The organism is Streptomyces carpinensis (genome assembly GCF_002154505.1).
Lineage (GTDB): Bacteria > Actinomycetota > Actinomycetes > Streptomycetales > Streptomycetaceae > Streptomyces > Streptomyces carpinensis.
Map to the genome: position 1 here is coordinate 16,210 of NZ_MUBM01000165.1, position 19,531 is coordinate 35,740.

Annotated in this window: 16 protein-coding genes and 1 pseudogene; 4 read left to right on the plus strand and 13 right to left on the minus strand. The window is 71.5% G+C overall.

Features of this window, described 5'->3' with window-relative positions; translation table 11 throughout:
* Positions 1-2: 2 nt before the first annotated feature.
* The 6 genes from BZY54_RS21980 to BZY54_RS22005 all read right to left on the minus strand — a co-directional run bounded on the left by BZY54_RS21980 (position 3) and on the right by BZY54_RS22005 (position 3,156).
* Positions 3-1,091, minus strand: a complete 1,089-nt coding sequence (locus BZY54_RS21980) for a YqaJ viral recombinase family nuclease (RefSeq protein ID WP_244217276.1) — start codon at positions 1,089-1,091, stop codon at positions 3-5.
* Complete coding sequence (locus tag BZY54_RS21985) at positions 1,088-1,795, minus strand: hypothetical protein (protein WP_143668090.1); 708 nt, start codon at positions 1,793-1,795, stop codon at positions 1,088-1,090. Before BZY54_RS21985 ends, BZY54_RS21980 begins: the two co-directional genes overlap by 4 nt.
* Positions 1,796-1,896: 101 nt before the next feature.
* Positions 1,897-2,148 carry a hypothetical protein gene (locus BZY54_RS21990; RefSeq protein WP_086727025.1) on the minus strand — a complete coding sequence of 84 codons (252 nt, stop codon included), beginning with the start codon at positions 2,146-2,148 and terminating at the stop codon, positions 1,897-1,899.
* Entirely contained in the window at positions 2,145-2,534 is a 390-nt protein-coding gene (locus tag BZY54_RS21995; RefSeq protein ID WP_143668091.1) for a hypothetical protein, read from the minus strand. Before BZY54_RS21995 ends, BZY54_RS21990 begins: the two co-directional genes overlap by 4 nt.
* A gap of 80 nt (positions 2,535-2,614) precedes the next feature.
* Entirely contained in the window at positions 2,615-2,956 is a 342-nt protein-coding gene (locus BZY54_RS22000; RefSeq protein ID WP_086727029.1) for a hypothetical protein, read from the minus strand.
* Complete coding sequence (locus tag BZY54_RS22005; RefSeq protein ID WP_244217277.1) at positions 2,953-3,156, minus strand: helix-turn-helix domain-containing protein; 204 nt, start codon at positions 3,154-3,156, stop codon at positions 2,953-2,955. Before BZY54_RS22005 ends, BZY54_RS22000 begins: the two co-directional genes overlap by 4 nt.
* A 262-nt stretch (positions 3,157-3,418) precedes the next feature.
* On the opposite strand from BZY54_RS22005, the gene BZY54_RS22010 reads away from it, so the two are divergent.
* Both BZY54_RS22010 and BZY54_RS22015 read left to right on the plus strand, forming a co-directional pair.
* Positions 3,419-3,889: a hypothetical protein gene (locus BZY54_RS22010; RefSeq protein ID WP_086727033.1), complete on the plus strand. Its 471-nt coding sequence runs from the start codon at positions 3,419-3,421 to the stop codon at positions 3,887-3,889.
* Positions 3,890-3,991: 102 nt separating this feature from the next.
* Positions 3,992-4,888, plus strand: coding sequence for a hypothetical protein (locus BZY54_RS22015; protein WP_086727035.1), 897 nt, complete (start codon positions 3,992-3,994; stop codon positions 4,886-4,888).
* 63 nt (positions 4,889-4,951) lie between these two features.
* Here BZY54_RS22015 and BZY54_RS22020 read toward each other — a convergent pair whose 3' ends face one another.
* The 4 genes from BZY54_RS22020 to BZY54_RS22040 form a co-directional block, all read right to left on the minus strand.
* Positions 4,952-6,739, minus strand: a complete 1,788-nt coding sequence (locus tag BZY54_RS22020) for a tyrosine-type recombinase/integrase (RefSeq protein ID WP_086727037.1) — start codon at positions 6,737-6,739, stop codon at positions 4,952-4,954.
* A gap of 159 nt (positions 6,740-6,898) precedes the next feature.
* A complete protein-coding gene (locus tag BZY54_RS22025; RefSeq protein ID WP_086727039.1) occupies positions 6,899-8,344 on the minus strand; it encodes an aldehyde dehydrogenase family protein in 1,446 nt (481 codons plus the stop codon).
* A 127-nt stretch (positions 8,345-8,471) separates the two neighbouring features.
* Positions 8,472-10,142: a PucR family transcriptional regulator gene (locus BZY54_RS22035; protein ID WP_086727042.1), complete on the minus strand. Its 1,671-nt coding sequence runs from the start codon at positions 10,140-10,142 to the stop codon at positions 8,472-8,474.
* A gap of 151 nt (positions 10,143-10,293) precedes the next feature.
* Positions 10,294-12,729 (minus strand): type IV secretory system conjugative DNA transfer family protein, encoded by a 2,436-nt coding sequence (locus BZY54_RS22040; RefSeq protein ID WP_086727044.1) that lies wholly within the window; start codon positions 12,727-12,729, stop codon positions 10,294-10,296.
* A gap of 283 nt (positions 12,730-13,012) precedes the next feature.
* Here BZY54_RS22040 and gabT point away from each other — a divergent pair, with 283 nt between their 5' ends.
* Positions 13,013-14,347 (plus strand): 4-aminobutyrate--2-oxoglutarate transaminase, encoded by a 1,335-nt coding sequence (gene gabT, locus BZY54_RS22045; protein ID WP_086727046.1) that lies wholly within the window; start codon positions 13,013-13,015, stop codon positions 14,345-14,347.
* Positions 14,348-14,761: 414 nt separating this feature from the next.
* A complete protein-coding gene (locus tag BZY54_RS22050; RefSeq protein WP_086727048.1) occupies positions 14,762-15,499 on the plus strand; it encodes a phosphatase PAP2 family protein in 738 nt (245 codons plus the stop codon).
* Here the strand turns inward: BZY54_RS22050 and BZY54_RS22055 are convergent.
* The 3 genes and pseudogenes from BZY54_RS22055 to BZY54_RS22065 all read right to left on the minus strand — a co-directional run bounded on the left by BZY54_RS22055 (position 15,438) and on the right by BZY54_RS22065 (position 19,447).
* Positions 15,438-17,273, minus strand: coding sequence for a chitinase (locus tag BZY54_RS22055; protein ID WP_086727050.1), 1,836 nt, complete (start codon positions 17,271-17,273; stop codon positions 15,438-15,440). The two genes, BZY54_RS22050 and BZY54_RS22055, sit on opposite strands and share 62 nt — an antisense overlap.
* 75 nt (positions 17,274-17,348) lie before the next feature.
* A pseudogene (locus BZY54_RS22060) lies at positions 17,349-17,825 on the minus strand (hypothetical protein).
* A 197-nt stretch (positions 17,826-18,022) separates the two neighbouring features.
* Entirely contained in the window at positions 18,023-19,447 is a 1,425-nt protein-coding gene (locus BZY54_RS22065) for an NAD(P)/FAD-dependent oxidoreductase (protein WP_086727052.1), read from the minus strand.
* Between the last annotated feature and the right edge of the window lie 84 nt (positions 19,448-19,531).

Below are 19,531 nucleotides of genomic sequence, written 5' to 3' on the forward strand. Positions count from 1 at the left end.
GCTCAGCCCCCCGAGGGCACGCGGAGCACGCGGGCCCGGAAGTTGGTGTAAACCTGCTTGTCCGGCGAGGTCTTGAGGGCATCCACGTCCAGGACGCTGACCGTCTTCCGGTACTTCGCGGCGATGTCCGGCCGCTCCTTCTCCAGCCGCTTGGGCGCGAGCGTGCCGTTCTGCTTGTTCGTCCAGACCACCTGGCCGTCGGACGTCTTGACGATCTCGTTCGCGCCCGCCACGAGCCGCATCTCGTTCTGCACGGCTCGGAGTTCGTCCTGCGCGTCCTTGACCTTCTGCTCCAGCAGGGCGTGCCGGTCGAGAATGTCCTGGGCCTTCGCCGGGTCGACCGTGGCGATCGACTCGGGCTTGACCTCCCACAGCCGGGCCAGCAGGTTGGCGGTGTCCTCCAGGCCGTCAGCGGGCGGCGGGAAGCCCTCCACGATGTGCCGCTGGTACCACTGCTCGCAGTGCTCGACCAGCTCGCCGATGATCTCCTCGTCGCGCTGCAGCCGGAACCAGCGCAGCTTGTTACCGCCGACCAGGCCGGCGACGTAGCCGTGGTCCCAGCCGCCGACAGCCATCCCCCAGTAGCACTGGATCGCCGGGGCATCGGGCGGGGTGTCGCCGTCCCAGTCCTTGATCTGGTACTCGGAGCGGTTCTTGCACTCCACTGGGGCCACCACGGCGCCGGTGTCCGGGTCGAGGGCGTACCGGTCGACGTTGACCTGCATCCACGGCCGCTCGATGTTCTGCAGCGTGCCCGGCGGGATGGCGATCGGTGTGCCCGACCGCTTCGAGAACAGGTGGGCGATGAACCCCTCGATCTCCCGGCCGACCTCGGCGTACTCGTTGTCCTCGTCGACCTTCCGGCCGTGCTTCTCCTCGTACACCCGCCGTGGCGAGGCGTACTTCCCGGCCAGGCCGAACAGGGCGGCGACGTCGGAACCACCGATGCCCTCGCGGCGCGTCGCCAGCCACCGCTGGTAGTAGTCGGGATCGTCCAGCGACCCGGACGGCAGGATCAGGCGGGCGGCTGGGGCGTCCGGCAGGCCCTCGGCTTCGGTGGCGTCCTCTCGGACGAGCGTGTCGGTGGTCACTTCGTCGCCCCCTTGGTGCGTGCGGCTTCGTCCTTGATCGCCATGCGGGTCCTCGTGTCGAGGTCGTTCAGGTACAGGGCGGCGCCTCGTGCGCTGGTGCTATGGCCCGTGGGGCTGGCCTGCACGAACCGGCGGATCACGCGTGCGGCCTCGGCGTGGCCGGCCCGCTCGACGACGTTCGACGCCGACAGCGCCCGCCAGTGCGGCACCTCCCGGAGGTACTCGGCGATCAGGTCGACCGCGGCCTTGTACCGGCCGCCGTCGACTCCTGCGATCGGAGGCTTGCGCCGGTTCCGGCCTCCCGGCCCCGCCGAGGCGGCCAGCTGCCGAGCCTCGGCCAGGACCGCGCTGTACTCCTCCACGTGGCCGCACGCATTGGTCCACCGGTCGCAGATCAGGCGGGCGCCGTCCCGGACGAAACTGTGCGCGCGCACCGGTCCGCGCGGGCCACCGCAGCGAGAGCAGCGCGAGGAAATCTCGACGGTGGCGATGCGGACGCCTTCGTACCCGCGCTGCGGGCCGTAGTCCGGCACCCGTACGGTCAGCCGGTCCGGCATCGGCTCTACATCGAGCCCGGCCACGTACCGGGTCCACACCGCGGTGCCGGATTCGTGCCGGGCCGCGTACGCCTCGAACGACCCGCGAGGCCGGTAGACGACGATCGTCCCGTCGCCGATCAGCCGGGCCACGTTCCCGGCGGTCACCGAGCTCCGATAGACCAGGACCGGCAGCCACGTGCCGGGCTTGGCTTTCGCTTTCGCCTCTTCGGCTACCACCTGGTGGTCAGCGGGGCTCTGCCTGTGCGTCACCGGCGGCCCCCGTTCTCCGTGGACCGGCGCGGGCTGACCATGGACCCGGTGACCTGGCGGCGGAGACCGGTCTGCGACGGGTGCCGCATCTGCGAGCACGTCAGGCAGTTCCTGGGGTCGTGCTTGCGGGGGTGCGGGATCTGCGCACCGTGCGCGGACCGGTCGGTGTGGATGCGTCCGGCGACGAGGGAGGCGACGAGCAGCAGGAAGCAGACCGCCATCGCGCCGAGGATCAGTGCGTCCTTCACTGGGCGCCTCCGGTCAGGCACACCAGCGTGCCCAGCGGGCGGGCGGCGAACAGCTGCCGCAGGTCGGCGGAGGTCAGGCCGTGGTCGTCGGGCAGCGGGTAGCTGGCCCACACCTCGACGGGCACGCCGTCGTAGCAGGTGACGAGCTGGGCGACGCCCTGCCGGTCGTTGCCGCGGTGGCATTCGGAGCGGACGACCGTGCCGCCCATCAGCTCGGCGCAGGCGTCGATGATGTCGCCGTTGCCGGTCTCGCCGATCTGGTGGCCTTTCAGCACGCCGGGGGTCTCGCCGAGGACCCACACGAGCGCGGACAGTTCCGTCCGGTGGCCGAGGAGTTGAGCGAGGGCCACAGCCGGGGCCTGCTCGGGGCTAGGATTCGGGTTCACGGAAACCTCGATTCAAGGGATTGAGGTGGCCTGGTGAGCGGGGCTGTTGGACCCGGCACGGTCTGGCGGCCCCGCAGCCGTCACACCCGGGCGGCGGCGCGCCTGCGGCCCTGAGCGGGCTTGATCGCGGCCAGCGTCAAGACGGACGGCGTGTTGGTGTCGGGGATCTGCGCGGCTGCTTCGTCGGCCGGCGGGTTGATTACGGCCTCGGCCTCGGGCGGCAAGACCGCGTACATGGACTGGATCACCCTCAGATCGCAGTGGCAGAAGACGGCCTCGTTCTTGCCGTACTTCTGGTGCGGCAGGCGGGAGATGTTGTCCTCCAGCCACCGGCGCTTGATCTTGAGGGCGGCGGCGGCCTCGTCGTAGTCGAGATTCCGGACCTCGACGCAGACGCAGTGTGTGCGCGTCCATGCAGTCATCGGGCGCCCGCCCCTGCCGTCTGACGCTTCGCCTCCAGTACGACGACCGGGCAGTTGAGCGCCTCGGCGAATCTGTTCAGAACCCGTGGGGTGGCGTTGCGGGCCCCCGATTCGATCTTGCTCACGAGCTGTTGGCTGACGCCGCACCGCTCGGCGAGTTCCTGCTGCGTCAGGCCCGCCTTCTCTCGGGCGTAGGTCACGGCACTCGGCTCGTGGTTCAGCGGACGCCTACGGCGCCCTCCAGGCGGATGGGTCATGCAGATCAAACTAGTCGCCACTAGGCTCTAGTGCAACCACTAGACGTAGTGCCGTGTAGTGGAGACGTAGTGGCGTGTAGTAGCCGTCAGGGGGCGCACGGGGCGCAAACTAGACGGACTAGTGCGCGTAAATTTGATGAACTTCACTACAAATTCAAGCCATCCTGGATGGCGGACTAGCGTCTAGTCGTGGGAAGCTCCCAGCATGACGAAGAGCCCGAGCCCCGCACCACCGCCTGAGGCCGCGCTCATCAAGGCGGCCTTGAAGCGGAAGCGAATCCGCGTCGACGACGCGACCAGACAGGCAGGCATCAGCAAGTCCCGCTGGGGGCAGATCATCGCCGGCTACCAGTCGGTCGGCGGGCAGCGGATCGAGGTGAGGGCACCGGACGAGACCCTGGCCCGCATGTGCCTGGCCGTTGGCGTCACCTCGGCAGAGCTCGCCGAGACCGGCCGCGTCGAGGCCGCCGAGATCCTGGAGGAGCTGGAGACCGCCGAGAGCCCGGCCCCGGCCGTCTCGGGATATGCAACAGATCCGCACATCGACGCCATTGCCGCGCTCCTCGCCACCCTCCCTCCGGAGGCGCAGGAGGAGGTCCTGCGACGGGTCGGCCGATCTGCCACACCGTCAACTCCCGCTGATCGCACGGAAGTTCAAAACCGTCGGGCAGGGTGACCGAAGGTAACGGGACGGTTACAGGTTCATTTAAAACGCAAACTGTCTACCGCATATGCACAAACTTGCCTGGAGCTACCAAACAGCACTAGGGGGGTTTAAGTGGCGGACGTGTTGCTGGCCGGGGTCCTCGGCGCGGCAGTCCTGGCGATCTTTCTCCTGTACCAGTCGAACAAGAGACACGAGACGATCATCACGCAGCTCCGCGCGGAGGTCACTGCAGAGAAGATCGCTCGTCTCACGCAGGGACTCGAGAACACCACGCCGCTCGCGGCGGACGAGCTGCAACCAGCCCGCCGCAAGAAGCACCTGATGCTCTACATCGGCGGTGGTGTCGCCGCGATCTTCACCTCACTCGGCAGCCGACTGCGCAGCGCATTCAGCCGGTCCCCCGGTGGTGCCGTCGTCGCTAGCGCGGGCGTCGTGGCCGTCGCAAGCACTGCCGCCGCACTCATCATGGGAGCCACCGGCAGCGCCACCAACCCCGGCGACCAGGGACCCGCGCACCCGGCCACCGCACCTGACAACGGTGTCGAAGATGCCGACGACAGCACCGCCCAGGCCGACGACGACAGCCTCGGCGAGGCCGCCGACGACAGCACCGCAGGCGCGGGCGCAGAACTGAAGGACGCCACCGCCATCGACACCGGCGAGCGGCCGCTGCGCGACACGAACCCGTCGACGGACGACCAACAGGCATCTCCCGACGCGTACCCGGCGCCTTCCGTCGGCGCCTCGGTCGGTGAGGCCACGCCCGGCGGAACGCCGACGAGCAGCGCTCACGCCCCGGCCGGCGACTCGGGCGACAAGGGTGGGACCGCAACCGACACACCGCCGACGAGCGGCGCAACCGCCCCCGCCCCTGGCCAAACCGCCAGCCCTGCCCGGCCTGCCCACCCGGCGCACCCGTCGCACCCCGCGCACCCGAGCCGCCCGGCTCACGGCAGGCTCATCTGCGTCAAGGCGTCCAAGGGACACTGCCTCTTGGGCAAGAAGTAGCACCGCTGCAACGACCACCAGCGTGGCCCCGGTTAGCAAGCCGGGGCCAACTGCTGCCTGCCGTCAGGTCACCGGCTCACGGCCCCTGGCAGCCCGGTCCGGGTGCTGCCCACAGATACGTAGAGCCTCCGCTCGCGCGTTCGCGTACGCGGCCCGGACAGCCTCCTCGTCACAGCCCCAAGCCCAGGCCGCGGTCTCGGCCTCCGAGCCGCGACGCCACTCGGCCGACCCGTGTGCCGGCTCCTGCGTGTAGCCGTCCTCGAAGTCCCACACCCACCGGCCGTCCAGCTCTCCCGCCCCGGGGTGTGTGACGACCTCTGAGCCGTCCGCGGCATAAGCGACCGGCCCCGCCCGCCACACCCAGGTGCGTCGCGGCATTTGGCTGCGTACGGCCTTCAACGCACTCTCAGGGCCGGCTCCGCCACCGAATGCGCCGACCCATCCGTCGCTGGTCGTCGTCTCAATGTGCACCGAGCCACCACGCTCGCGCACCCAGCGCTCTGCCGTTCCCTCAGCGTGGCCCAGGTCCCAGAACCCGATCTGCCGAGAGCCGAGGTAGGCGACGTGCACAGCGCGCTTGCAGTCACCGCCTGACCGGATCTCCGGCGGCGCAACAGCAGCAGGCGACACAAACCCCATGACTCTGTCGATCGTCACCAGGGCGGCCTTGTGCGCCGTCTCCAGCAGGTGACCGTACCGATCGGACGTCGTCTTGATCGACTCGTGCCCAAGGCGGCGCTGCACGTACGTCAAGCTGTGCCCATCCGACAGCAGCGCTGCGACGTGAGAGTGCCTCAGGTCGTGAAACGTGGGGTGCTTCCACTCCGGCAACAACCCGCGCGCCTTGGCCCTCTTGACGGCGCGCCCCCATCGCTCCCAGAACGTCGCGTACTTGAGCCTGTCCCCTTCGCCATTGTGGAAGATGAGCTCGTCACTCCCCAGCTTGGCCAACCCGTACTCCTGGAGCTCCTGCCAGAGTCCGGCCGTGATTTCGACCGTCCGCCGGCCCGCCTTAGTCTTCGGAGGCCCCAGGTACCAGGGCGCATACACCCGCCTCTTCCACGCCCTGACGACGCGGACCTCGTACTCGCCCGGCCGTGGATTTCGGGCATGCCGCGCTGCCAGCGCGCTGATCTCGCCCCACCGAAGCCCGGTCCCGTACGCGAGCCGTACGAGCATCCGGTCAGAGGCCCAAGGAAAGCACTCGACCAGGCCGGCGACCTCCTCTGGAGTCATGAACTCCATGTCGTCGCTCGACTCGTTGTCGTCGATGCCCCGGTCGTCGGCCGTCGGGAGCCGCGTCAGATCGCACGGGTTCCGGTCCCGAAGAGGCGGCTCGGCGATCACCGCCTCCTTGAGGATCGACGACAGCAGCCCGTGGAGGCCCCGCAGCGTCTCCGGCGACATGTCCTTGATCTTCGACCCGCGCCTGACCTTCGTCGCCAGCATCTTGTTGACCCACGAGCCGATCGTGGCCTTGCTGAAGTGCTCGGCAGAGCGCACGTCACAGAGGCCGAACGTCGGGAAGATGTACATCTCCAAGGCCCTGATGCGCTGGCGCTTGTAGCGGTCGCTCGCCGTCCGGTGCTCCACGGACTCCCGCGCGAAGTGGTCAAAGCGGTACCTCAGTTCGTCGGCAGACGTCTCGTTGATGTACCCCTGGCCCTTCACCCAGCCCGGCGGCCAGTTCTGCCCGGCTTCGTCAACGGCCTGTTTGAAGACGTTGGCTGACTCTTCGTCATCAAATCGCTCCGTCTGCCAGTCACCGGTCTTCGAGCCACCGTCTCGCCACTTCACCTGGAAGCTGGTGGTCTCCCCGGCCTTGTTCTTGCGCCGAACAACGCTCGCCATGGCAGGAGGCTAGCGCCGGTGTTCCCACCGTGTTCCCAACACCTCACGGGAACCAGCCAAGTTCCAGAGCTTTGCCCAGGTCAGCATGCAGATACGCGACGACGACCCGAGCCCCCGCACAGCGGGCTCGGGCCGTCGTCGGCACCCGGCCGTCGGGCCTTACAGGGCCAGGCCGGTCAGGACCAGGACACGCTCGTAGGTGTAGTCGTCCATCGCGGAGCGCACGCCCTCGCGGCCGACACCGGACTGCTTGACGCCGCCGTAGGGCATCTGGTCGGCGCGGTAGGACGGCGCGTCGCCGATGACGACGCCGCCGACCTCCAGGGCGCGGTGGGCGCGGAAGGCGGACTGCAGGTCGTGGGTGAACACACCCGCCTGCAGGCCGAACTTCGAGTCGTTGACCGCGGCGAACGCCTCGGACTCGCCGTCCACCTTCTGCACGGTGAGGACCGGGCCGAAGACCTCCTCCGTGGCGAGGGTGACGCCGGCCGGGACGTCGGTGACGACGGTCGGCGCGTAGGTGGCACCGTCGCGCTTGCCACCGGTGAGCAGCTGCGCGCCCGCGGTCACGGCCTCGTCGACCCAGGACTCCACGCGCTTGGCGGCGTCCTCGCTGACGAGCGGGCCGACGTCGGTGGACGCGTCGGACGGGTCGCCGGTGCCCTGCGCCTCGACGGCGGCGACGATGCGCGGCAGCAGGCGGTCGTACACGGAGGCGTCGGCGATCACCCGCTGCACGGAGATGCAGGACTGGCCGGCCTGGTAGTTCGAGAAGGTCGCGATGCGGCTCGCGGCCCAGTCGAGGTCGGCGTCGGAGGAGAAGTCGGCGAGCACGACGGCGGCGGCGTTGCCGCCCAGCTCCAGGGTGCAGTGCTTGTGCGGCACCGACGCCTCGATGGCGTAGCCGACCTTGTCGGACCCGGTGAAGGAGATGACGGGCAGTCGCTCGTCCTGCACCAGCGCGGGCATCTTGTCGTTGGTGACGGTCAGCACCGACCAGGAGCCGGCCGGCAGGTCGGTCTCGGCCAGCAGCTCACCGAGGATCAGTCCGGACAGCGGGGTGGCCGGGGCCGGCTTCAGGATGATCGGGGCGCCGGCGGCGATGGCCGGGGCCACCTTGTGCGCGCACAGGTTCAGCGGGAAGTTGAACGGCGCGATGCCGAGGACGACGCCCTTGGGGAAGCGGCGGGTGAGCGCGAGGCGGCCCTGGCCACCGCCGTCGGTGTCCAGGCGCTGGGCCTCGCCGCCGTTGAACCGGCGGGCCTCCTCCGCGGCGAACCGGAACACCGACACCGCACGGCCGACCTCACCGCGCGCCCACTTGATCGGCTTGCCGTTCTCGGCGGAGATCAGCTGCGCGATCTCCTCGGTGCGCTCGGCCAGCCGCTTGCTGACGTGGTCCAGGGCGGCGGCGCGCACGTGGGCCGGGGTGGCGGCGAACTCCTCCAGCACGGCGTGCGCGGCGGCCACGGCCTCCTCGACCTGGGCGTCGGTGGGCACGCTCACCTTGCCGACCAGCCGGCCGTCCCACGGGGAGGTGACGTCGAAGGTGTCCTCGCCGGTGGCCTGGCGGCCGGCGAGCCAGAAGGCGTGGGTGGAAGTCATTGAGAGTCCCGGCCCTTCCGCGTTGGAGGTGTGTGCTTGCGCCGTCAACGGTAGGGCGGGGACGGCGGGCGGGCGCTTGTCCGAGGTGGAGCAGTACGCGGCGCGGGCGCGCCGGTTTGGCGTACGGCTACTCCGTCGAGGTCGCCTTCAGCGCGAGCCACAGCTCCATGCGCACGTCCGGATCGTCCAGGGAACGCCCGAGGATCTCCTCGACCCGCCGCATCCTGTAGCGCAGGGTGTGCCGGTGCACGCCGAGATCGGCGGCGGCGGCGTCCCACTGGCCGTGGCGGGACAGCCAGGCCCGCAGCGAGGCCACCAGGTCGCCGCGTCCGGTCGCGTCGTGCTCGTACAGCGCGCGCAGCAGGCCGTCCGCGAACGCCCGGACCGCGTCGTCCGCCAGCAGCGGCAGCACGGAGCCCGAGACCAGCTGCTCGTGCTCGACGAGCACCCGGCCGCGCCGCCGCGACACCGACAGCGCCTGCTCGGCCTGCTTGTAGGCGGCGGCCGCCGCGATCGGCCCGGCCGGCGCGGACAGCCCGATGACCAGCTCGTCCTCGTCACCGGCCGTCTGCTCCGACACCGCCGCGGCCCGTCGGGCCTCCAGGGCCGCGGCGTACTCCCCGCACGCCGCGACGGCCGTGCTGCCGTCCCCGGCCAGCACCACCAGCCGCTCCCCCTCGGGCACGACGAGTACCGCCTCCCCGGAGCGTGCGGCAGCCGCCTCCACGGCCTCGGCGAGGCCCGCGAGCGGGTCGCCGCCGCTGCCGCCGGCCGCGGCCGGCACTGCGGCCGAGGCGGACTTCGCGGGTTGCACGTGCGCGTACCCGTCGGCGTGCGCCCGCGCGGCGGACGCCGGCGCCGGCTCGGCGACGATCATCCGGAAGGGCGCGTCCAGCAGGCCGCCGTACAGGTCCCCGGCGACGGCCCGGGCGTGGTCGGGCTGACCGGCGAGCAGCATGCGCAGCACGGCCGCGCCGATCCGCTGCTCCGCGGCGTGCAGCGAGCGGGAGCGTTCCGTGGTGAGGGTCAGCAGGGCGATCGCGGAGTGCACGGCGTACCGCTCGGCGGTGCCCAGCGGCGCGGCGGTGCCGACGGCGAGCGCGGCGCGCGGACGGCGGGAGGTGCCGATGGAGTGGAGTTCCACCCGGTCCTCGGTCTCGGGCCCGCCGACGACCGCGCTCGCGGGCGCGGGCCGGTCCCGCAGGCGCTCGACGTCCGCCGTCAGCCGGGCCGCCCTGCGGCCCGCCCACTCGGGCGCGGTGGCGACGACGGCTCCCGAGGCGTCGTAGAGCGCCGCCCAGCCGTCGACCTGGGCCGCGAGCGCGGCCAGCAGGCCCTCGGGTCCGGCGTTCAGCGCCTGCCTGGTCAGTTCCCGCTGGGCGGCGAAGCCCGCTGTGACCGCCCGGTACTGTTCGGCGGCGATGGCGGCCGAGACAGCCTTGCTGATCGCGAGGAACGGGGTGCGCCGGGGCACCTCCAGCAGCGGCAGTCCCTCCTCCTCGGCCGCGTCGACCAGCGCCTTGGGGATCTCCTCGTAGTTGACTCCGATGGCGAAACCGAGCCCGACCACTCCGGCGCCGACGAGCCGCTTCACATAGCGGCGCATGGCCTCCGGGTCCTCCGCGTCCAGCTTGAGCGCGGTGATCAGCAGCAGCTCCCCGCCCTCCATGTACGGCACGGGGTCGGCCAGCTCGCTGACGTGCGCCCAGCGGACGGGCACGTCCAGGCGGTCCCCGCCCGCGCGCACGGTCAGCTTGAGCGCGGAGTGGTGGACGAGCGAGGCGAGCGTCGGGGGCATGAGGCCTTCAGATCTGCGGAGGTTAGGTGATCATTGTGATCTTTTGGCCGCGACGTATGAACGGCCTGTGTCGATTCTGCCTCACTGTACGGTGACCGCGACCCCGCACGTCCACTTGTCCGATTCGTAAGCGGGCACCCGTGGGCCCGGCTCAGCCCCGCAGATCGACCAGCAGCGGCGGCGCGTGCTCGCCGCCCACGCTGGTCAGCGACAGCACCGCGTGCCCCGGCGGGACCTCGTGGGCCAGCTGGGAGGCGGACCAGCGCTCCCGCTCGACCTGCTTGGTGGTCACGGCGTCGGTGGTCACGGCCTTTCCGGTGACCAGCTTGCGCAGGGCATGGATGGCCCGGGTCATCGGCTGGTCGGCGAAGACGGTGTGCTTGGCGACCTCCGTCGTCTCCACCCACTCGGTGCCCCAGGCGTGCGCGAACCGGCTGCCGTCCCAGGTGGTGACCCCGGCCAGCGCCATACGGCAGCCCACGGCCCCCAGCAGCGGCCCGTGCAGCGCCTCGGGGACGTCCGCGACGGTGCGCAGCGCGAGGACGACTCCGGCGTTCTGCGCGCGCAGCCGCTGGATGCGGCGCACCGACTCGGTGGTGACGGTGCCGGTGGCGTCGTCCAGGACCAGGCAGGCGAAGTGGGGGCGCCGGGTGTCCCGTACGGCGGTGTGGAACTGGGCCAGGACCAGCCGGGTGATCAGCCGGGACGCCTCCTCGTGCCCCCGCTCGGGCAGGTCGATGCGGACCCGCAGCGGGTGGTGGGCCACGGCCCGCAGTGAGAAGGGCCGGCTGCCGGAGCCGGCGCCGAAGAACTCGGCGAAGACCGGCCGGTCGAGGAGCGCGAGCCGGTCGGCGAGGGCCGGGCCGGCGTCGGCGGCGCCGCCCGCCTGGCGCATCCGGGCGTCGAGCTCGCGGCGCATCACGGCGTGCTCGTCGGCGGCGAGCCCCGCCCGCAGGGAGGCCAGCGCACCCGGATCGCCCTCCAGCAGTTCACGCAGCACGGGCAGCGGCGGGAAGTGCCCGTGCACCGCCCGGTAGGGGCCGAGGAGCTGGGCGAGCGCGGTGGCGGCGCTCTGGTTGCCCACCGTGTCGAGGTCGCCGACCAGCGCCTCGGCGAGAAGCGCGGCGGCCTCGTCGGGAGCGTCCGACCCGGCGTAGGGATCGAGGTCGTGGACGGAGGAGGGGTCACCGACGCGCACCACCACGTCGTACCCCGCGTCCGCGCCGAGCGGCGCACCGGCGGCGCAGACGGCGACGACCGCGCACCGGCCGGCGAGCGCCTGCAACGCCAGGGCCTCGGTGACCGGCTCGACGACGTGCCGGGTCTTGCCGGAGCCGGGCGGCCCGACCAGCAGCAGCGAGGTGCCGAGGGTCTCCGGGCCGACGGCCGCGCCCGCGCCGTGATAGGCGCGCGGGGTCCGCTCCCCCGGCACCCAGCGGCCGATGCGCACCTGCCCCTGGAGCAGGTCGTGCCGGGCGGTGCGGCCGGGCAGGTCACGGGCCCCGGACGGGTGGGTCCAGGCGGCGGCGCCCTGGCGCAGCACGGTGTCGGTGAAGGTGGCGAGCCGCGCCTCGCGCCGGGCCTCGGTCCAGGCCCGCTCCACGCGGGCGCAGTCCACGTCGTTCATCCGGCCGCCCGCCACCTCGGCGGTGAGCAGGTCGGCCGCCTGGTACTGGCCGGCGTGCCGCAGCTCGGGCCACTGCGAGCGGGGCAGCTCGGCCGGCGGCGGGGCGGCGGGGTCGGTGCTCGCCCGGCGGCGCGCGGCCAGCTCCCTGGCGTACGTCCGCCAGCCGCCGACCCGGGCGAACGGCCACACGACCAGCAGGGTGATCAGCGCGTACAGCGTGTCGGTGAACAGCTGGGAGGCGAACAGGCCGTAGCCGCCCGAGACCAGGACGACGAGGGAGAACACCGGGTCGACCACCGGCAGCGGGTCCCAGCCGACGAGCGGGAAGGCGCCGGGGAAGACCAGGCTGAGCGCGCCGAGGGCGCCGAGGGCGGCGTACAGGGCGCGCGCGGGCTGCGGGCGGCGGCCCACGAAGTGCCGTACGACCTCGGGCCAGCTGCCCAGGTGGCCGACGGCGTAGACGAGCACGGCGAAGAACACGCCGTCGTAGACGACCACGGCCTCGCGCCCCTGCGTCCCCTTGGGCGAGACGGTGCCGCCCCACCACCAGTCGCCCGGGGTGAACAGCTGCAACGGCGCCCACTGGTAGGGCAGGGCGCCCTGCCGCCACAGGGACCACACGAACAGGGCCACGACCAGGGGGATCAGCAGCCCGACGACGGTGATGGAGGGCAGCCGGTCCCGGGACTCGCTGCCCTTGGGCGGGCGGTGGCCGAAGCGCCAGATGCCGGGCGCGGCGTCCGGGCGGGGCGTGTCGAGCCAGTCGGCGACGGCGGCCCGGGGGGCGTGCTGCGCCGGGAGCGGCTGCGGGGGCCGGTGCTCGTACGTGCCCGGCGCTTCGGGAGCGCGCGCGGGCCGGGGCGGCACCGCCGGTGTGTCCCTCGGCACCGCCGGGCGCGGCACGGGGTTCGCATGCCTCGGATGCGAACCCCGGGCGTCCTGCGTCCCGCCGTCGTCCATCTGCCTTGCCCCCTGACCAGCCGTTCCGTCCACCATCAGCGAGTCAATCTAACGCCCGGGCAAGGGGAGTTCACCGATTGCGCGGTACGGCGCGCGGCAATCCGCGCGCTCCCCTCGCGCGGGCACCCGCACCCCTTCTATATCCACGGCGGACAACCGCGACCGCCGACAACGCCCACATGGAGCATGCCCACCCTCCCTCTGCCGACCTAGCCTGCGAGCAAAGAAGGAAAAGCGTCCGAAAAACGCCCCTCGTACGCAAGATCTCATCAGGGAGCCCCGCATGACCGCACTTGAGCAGGAGCGCCGCGTCGTCACCGCCATCCCCGGCCCGAAGTCGCAGGAGCTTCAGGCCCGCCGTACCGCCGCGGTCGCGCAGGGCGTGGGCTCCACGCTGCCGGTCTTCGTCACCCGCGCCGGCGGCGGCATCATCGAGGACGTCGACGGCAACCGCATCATCGACTTCGGCTCCGGCATCGCGGTGACCTCGGTCGGCGCCTCCGCCGAGGCCGTCGTGCGCCGCGCCTCCGCGCAGCTCGCCGACTTCACCCACACCTGTTTCATGGTCACGCCGTACGAGGGCTACGTGGCCGTTGCCGAGGCGCTGGCCGAGCTCACGCCGGGTGACCACGCGAAGAAGTCCGCGCTGTTCAACAGCGGCGCCGAGGCCGTCGAGAACGCGGTGAAGATCGCCCGCGCGTACACCAAGCGCCAGGCGGTCGTGGTCTTCGACCACGGCTACCACGGCCGTACGAACCTCACCATGGCGCTGACGTCGAAGAACATGCCGTACAAGCACGGCTTCGGCCCGTTCGCCCCCGAGGTGTACCGCGTCCCGGTCGCCTACGCCTACCGCTGGCCGACCGGCCCGGAGAACGCGGGCCCCGAGGCCGCCAAGCAGGCCATCGACCAGATCACCAAGCAGGTCGGCGCGGACAACGTGGCCGCGATCATCATCGAGCCGGTGCTCGGCGAGGGCGGCTTCATCGAGCCGGCCAAGGGCTTCCTCCCGGCGATCCGCCAGTTCGCCGCCGACAACGGCATCGTCTTCGTCGCCGACGAGATCCAGTCCGGCTTCTGCCGCACGGGTCAGTGGTTCGCCTGCGAGGACGAGGGCATCGTCCCCGACCTGATCACCACCGCGAAGGGCATCGCCGGCGGCCTCCCCCTGGCCGCCGTCACCGGCCGCGCCGAGATCATGGACGCCGCGCACGCGGGCGGCCTGGGCGGCACCTACGGCGGCAACCCGGTGGCCTGCGCGGGCGCGCTGGGCGCGATCGAGACCATGAAGGAGCTCGACCTCAACGCGAAGGCCGGACGCATCGAGGAGGTCATGAAGGGCCGCCTGACCGCGATGCAGGACAAGTTCGACATCATCGGCGACGTCCGTGGCCGCGGCGCGATGATCGCCATCGAGCTGGTCAAGGACCGCGGCACCAAGGAGCCGAACCCGGAGGCGACGGCCGCGCTCGCCAAGGCCTGCCACGCCGAGGGCCTGCTGGTCCTGACCTGTGGCACCTACGGCAACGTCCTGCGCTTCCTGCCCCCGCTGGTGATCGGCGAGGACCTCCTGAACGAGGGCCTGGACATCATCGAGCAGGCGTTCGCGCGCATCTGAGCGGCGGATACGCACATCCGGCGGAGCCTGCGGCAGGGCGTGTGAAGAACGTGTGCGAGGTGGATGACGGGACGCGGTTCCCGCTGTCCTCCGCCCTTCGGCTGCCGTAGGTTCTACTCCAGATGAGAGATACACCCGCCCACGGGCAACCGCGGGCGACATCAGGCCGTCGCCTCCCCAGCTTCGACCTGGTTCGTGCCTCGCGCACACAACCGGGGCCCCCGGGCTCCGAATCTCCTCACCGATCGGACGGTCGCCCGCCCCAGACCCCCCGGGGCGCGCGACGTTCCGGTCAGGACGGTCGCAGACACATGGAACGGCCGTTCCACCCGAAGGGCCGACGCGAATCCCCCCCTTGCGCCGGCCCTTCGGCGTGACCGGCCACTTCTCCGTGGCTCTGCGAAGCTGTCTACCGTGTCGACCTTCTCGAACAAGGACCTTGAACGGCCGCCCGCCGCGCGCGGCGAAGGACACGGCTCGCCGGGACGCCCCGGCGGGCTCTTCTTCGTCCTCGTCGCCCTTCCGGCCGTACTGTTCCTGCTGATCACCCGGCAGGTCGTCACCGACGGCCCGCTGCTGCGCGCGGACCGGCGGGTCAGTGGCGAGCTGCTGCACCCGGACCGCGCCTCCGAGCTGCTCTCCGATCTCGGAAACGTGCAGGTGGCGGTGCCGGTGCTCGTGGTGGTGCTGGGGTACGCGGCCTGGCGGGGGCGGAGCGAGGGTGCGGCACGCTGGTGGCTGCCACCCCTCGCCGCGGCCCTGGCGATGGCGCTGCTTCCCGTCTTCCTCGTGCCGCTCAAGGTGTGGACGGCGCGACACGGGACCGCGGTCATGCCGCCCGGGGTCGGCTACTACCCCTCGGGTCACACCGCGACCGCCTCGGTCTCCTACGGGGCCTCGGCCCTCGTCCTCCTTCAGTGGCTGCGTACGGCCCTCGCCCGCACGGCGGTTGCCGCGCTGTGCGCCGTGCTCGTGCTCGGTGTCTCGTACGGGCTGGTGCGGCGCGGCTACCACTGGCCACTGGACGTCGTGGCCAGTTGGTGTCTGAGCGCCGTGCTGCTCTCCGTGCTGTGGCTGGTGACCGGGGGGCTCAGTCGAAGTAGGAGTCGAAGTTCCGCTGGAACTCCCAGCTCCCGAACCGGTCCCAGTTGATCGACCAGGTCATCAGGCCGCGCAGGGCCGGCCAGGTGCCGTGGGTGGCGTACGAGCCGCAGTTGGTCTTCCTGGTCAGGCAGTCCAGGGTCCTAGTGACCTCCGCCGGGGCCACGTAGCCGTTGCCGGCGTTGGTCGAGGCCGGCATCCCGATCGCCACCTGGTCGGGCCGCAGGGGCGGGAACACGTTGTTCGCGTCACCGGCCACCGGGAAGCCGGTCAGCAGCATGTCCGTCATCGCGATGTGGAAGTCCGCGCCGCCCATGGAGTGGTACTGGTCGTCCAGACCCGTGATCGGACCGGAGTTGTAGTCCTGGACGTGCAGCAGGGTCAGGGCGTCGCGGAGGGCGTAGATCACGGGGAGGTAGGCGCCGCAGCGCGGGTCCTGGCCGCCCCACTTGCCCGTGCCGTAGTACTGGTAGCCCATCTGCACGAAGAAGGTCTCGGGCGCCATCGTCAGCACGAACTTGTCGCCGTACTTGGCCTTCAGGGTCTTCAGGGCCGAGATCAGGTTGACGATCACCGGGGTGGTCGGGTTCCTGAAGTCCGTGTCGCCCGTGTTCAGCGAGAGCGAGTGGCCCTCGAAGTCGATGTCCAGGCCGTCCAGGCCGTACTCGTCGATGATCTTCGAGACGGAGGAGACGAAGGTGTCCCGCGCGGCCGTCGTGGTCAGCTGGACCTGGCCGTTCTGGCCGCCGATCGAGATCAGGACCTTCTTGCCCGCCGCCTGCTTGGCCTTGACGGCGGCCTCGAAGTCGGTGTCGCTCTCGACGTTCGGGCACTCGGTGACCGGACAGCGGGTGAAGCGGATGTCGCCGGAGGTGACCGAGGTCGGCTCGCCGAAGGCCAGGTCGATCACGTCCCAGCTGTCGGGGACGTCGGCCATGCGCGTGTAGCCGGAGCCGTTGGCGAAGCTGGAGTGCAGGTAGCCGACCAGGGCGTGCGGCGGGAGGTCCGTCGTGCCGCCGCCCGGTCCGCCGGGGCCGCCTGGGTCCGCGGCCGTGGTCGCCGTCACCGTCGCCGACTTCGCGGACTCGCCCGCGTCATTCACCGCCGTGACCTGGAAGCCGTACGCGGTGGAGGCGGACAGACCCGTGACCGTCGCCGACGTGCCGGTGGTCGCCTGGACCTTCGTTCCGTTGCGGTAGACCGCGTAGCCCGTCGCGTCCGCCACCGGTGACCAGGACAGGGCCACGCTGGTGGAGGTGACCGTGCCGGTCTTCAGACCGGCGGGGGCGGCCGGCGGCTGCTGGGTGGTGCCGCCGCCCGGGCCGACGAGCGAGATGTCGTCGGCGTAGTAGGCGCCCGTGCCGTACCAGCCGTGCGTGTAGATCGTGACCTTGGTGGTCTGCGCGCCGGTACGGAAGGTGGTGGTCAGCTGCTGCCAGTCGGCCGCGGACTGGGTCCAGTTGTAGACGTCGGTGGTGCCGGTCCCGCTCGCTCCGAGGTACACGTAGGAGCCTCGGACGTAACCCGACAGGGTGTACTGGGAGTTCGGCTGGACGGAGACCGTCTGCGCGCACTGGGCGTTGTCGTTGCCGGCCGGGGTCGCCTGCAGCGCGGACGTGCCGCCGTGGACGGGGCTGGTCACCGTCTTCCCCGCCGTGCAGGTCCAGCCGTCCAGACCGGACTCGAAGCCGCCGTTGCGCGCGAGGTCCGCGTCGGCCGCACGGGCGGCCGACGAGAGCGCGGTGACTCCGGGCACGGCCAGCAGACCGGCCGTGAGCACCGCGAGCAGCCGGCGCGTCGTTGGTCTGTGTCTGTCGCGATCCACAAGTACCTCCGGGCAAGGGGGGATTGGAGGGCAGAGCGCGCCCAATTTGGTCCAGACCAATTGGGTTGTCAAGACCTACGGCACCGTACGGCCCGGGCGCCAGCCGCCCTCTTCGGCCGCCAGGACCGCCGCCGCCTCGTGCATCGCCAGTTCCAGCAGCACCGGGTCGGTGAGGGTGCCCGAGCCGTCCGGCGGCACCAGCCGACGTGCCGCACCGGCCGCGCGGCTCGGGTTCGGCACGACGATCCAGGTGCCGGGGCCGGCGCTGCGCACCCCGGTGCCGAGCCGGCGCACCGCCGTGCCCGGTAGGACCAGGAAGCCGAGCCGCGCGTCGCCGAAGCCGCCAGGACCGGGCCGACCCGATCGAGGACCCGGGTGAGCACGTCGAGCGTGGGGTAGCCGAGTTCGGCCGACAGGTTGAGTACGTCCCAGGCCTTGCCCGCGCGCAGCAGGGCGACCCCTCGGGGGGGCGCGTTCCCACTCCCGGCGGCAGGCTCGGGGATCCGGTGCCACGGCTACCGGCCACTCGACCGCCGTCTTCGCGCCAGTCATGAGGAGGCCTCCCTCTCTCTCGTGGNNCCACGAGAGAGAGGGAGGCCTACATCAGGCATTACGCGGGTTTAGGGCATTCGTTGAAGCGAATGGGACTGATCCGGCTCACAGGCGCTGTGCCGAGCCCGGCTCACGGCCCCCGGCCGCCTCCCGCTTCACAGCCCCCGGCCGCTTCCCGGTGCCTGCCCGCCCGTGCTTCAGCTGTCGAAGCCCAGACCCAGCCGGTCCATCGTCCGCAGCCACAGGTTGCGCCGGCCGTCGTGCGCATCGGCCCGCGCCAGCGACCACTTGGTGAGCGCGATGCCGGTCCAGGCGAACGGCTCCGGCGGGAAGGGCAGCGGCTTCCTGCGGACCATCTCCAGCTCGGTGCGCTCGGTGCGCTCACCCGCCAGCAGGTCCAGCATCACCTCGGCGCCGAAGCGGGTCGCCCCGACGCCCAGGCCCGTGTACCCGGCCGCGTACGCCACCCTGCCCCGGTGGGCGGTGCCGAAGAACGCCGAGAAACGCGAGCAGGTGTCGATCGCCCCGCCCCACGCGTGCGTGAAGCGAACACCCTCCAGCTGCGGGAAGCAGGTGAAGAAGTGCCCGGCGAGCTTGGCGTACGTCTCCGGGCGGTCGTCGTACTCGGCCCGCACCCGGCCGCCGTAGGGGTAGATCGCGTCGTAGCCGCCCCACAGGACGCGGTTGTCGGCGGAGAGCCGGAAGTAGTGGAACTGGTTGGCGGAGTCGCCGAGGCCCTGGCGGTTCTTCCAGCCGATCGACGCCATCTGGTCGGCGGTGAGCGGCTCGGTCATCAGGGCGTAGTCGTAGACCGGGACGGTGTAGGAGCGGGCCCTTCTGACCAGACTGGGGAAGACGTTGGTGCCGAGCGCGACCCGGCGGGCGCGGATCCCGCCGTAGGGGGTGCGCACGGCCATGCCGGCGCCGTACGGCTTGAGGGTGAGGGCGGGGGTGTGCTCGTAGACGCGCACGCCGAGCCGCAGGCACGCCCGCTTCAGGCCCCAGGCGAGTCTGGCCGGGTGGACCATGGCCACGCCCCGGCGGTCCCACAGGCCGGCCTCGAAGGTGGGTGAGGCGACCTGGTCCCGCACGGCGTCCCGGTCGAGGAACTCGACGCCCTCGGCGAGGCCCCGCTCCTCCAGTTCAGCGCGCCAGTCCCTCAGCTCCCGGGCCTGGTACGGCTCGGTGGCGACGTCGATCTCGCCGGTCCGCTCGAACTCGCAGTCGATCGAGTGCCGGGCGACCGTCTCCTCGATGGCGTCGAGGTTGCGGGCGCCCAGTTCCTCCAGCTTGTGGATCTCCTTCGGCCAGCGGGTCAGGCCGTTGGCCAGGCCGTGGGTGAGGGAGGAGGCGCAGAAGCCGCCGTTGCGGCCGGAGGCGGCCCAGCCCGCCTCGCGGCCCTCCACCAGCACCACGTCCGTCTCCGGGTCGCGCTCCTTGGCGATCAGCGCGGTCCACAGCCCGCTGTAACCGCCGCCGACGACCAGCAGGTCGCAGGTGTCGGCACCGGTCAGGGCGGGCTCGGGGCGGGGCCTGCCGGGGTCGTCCAGCCAGTACGGGACCGGCTGGGCCTCGGAGAGGGATTTCGTCCAGTCGTGGTGGCTCATGGCGCTCGGGGCCATGATTTCAACTCCCTACAGGGGCTCATGCCCTCTGGTTGCTGCGGCGATTGGTGATGAGCATCGAGGTCAGGACGAAGAGAACGG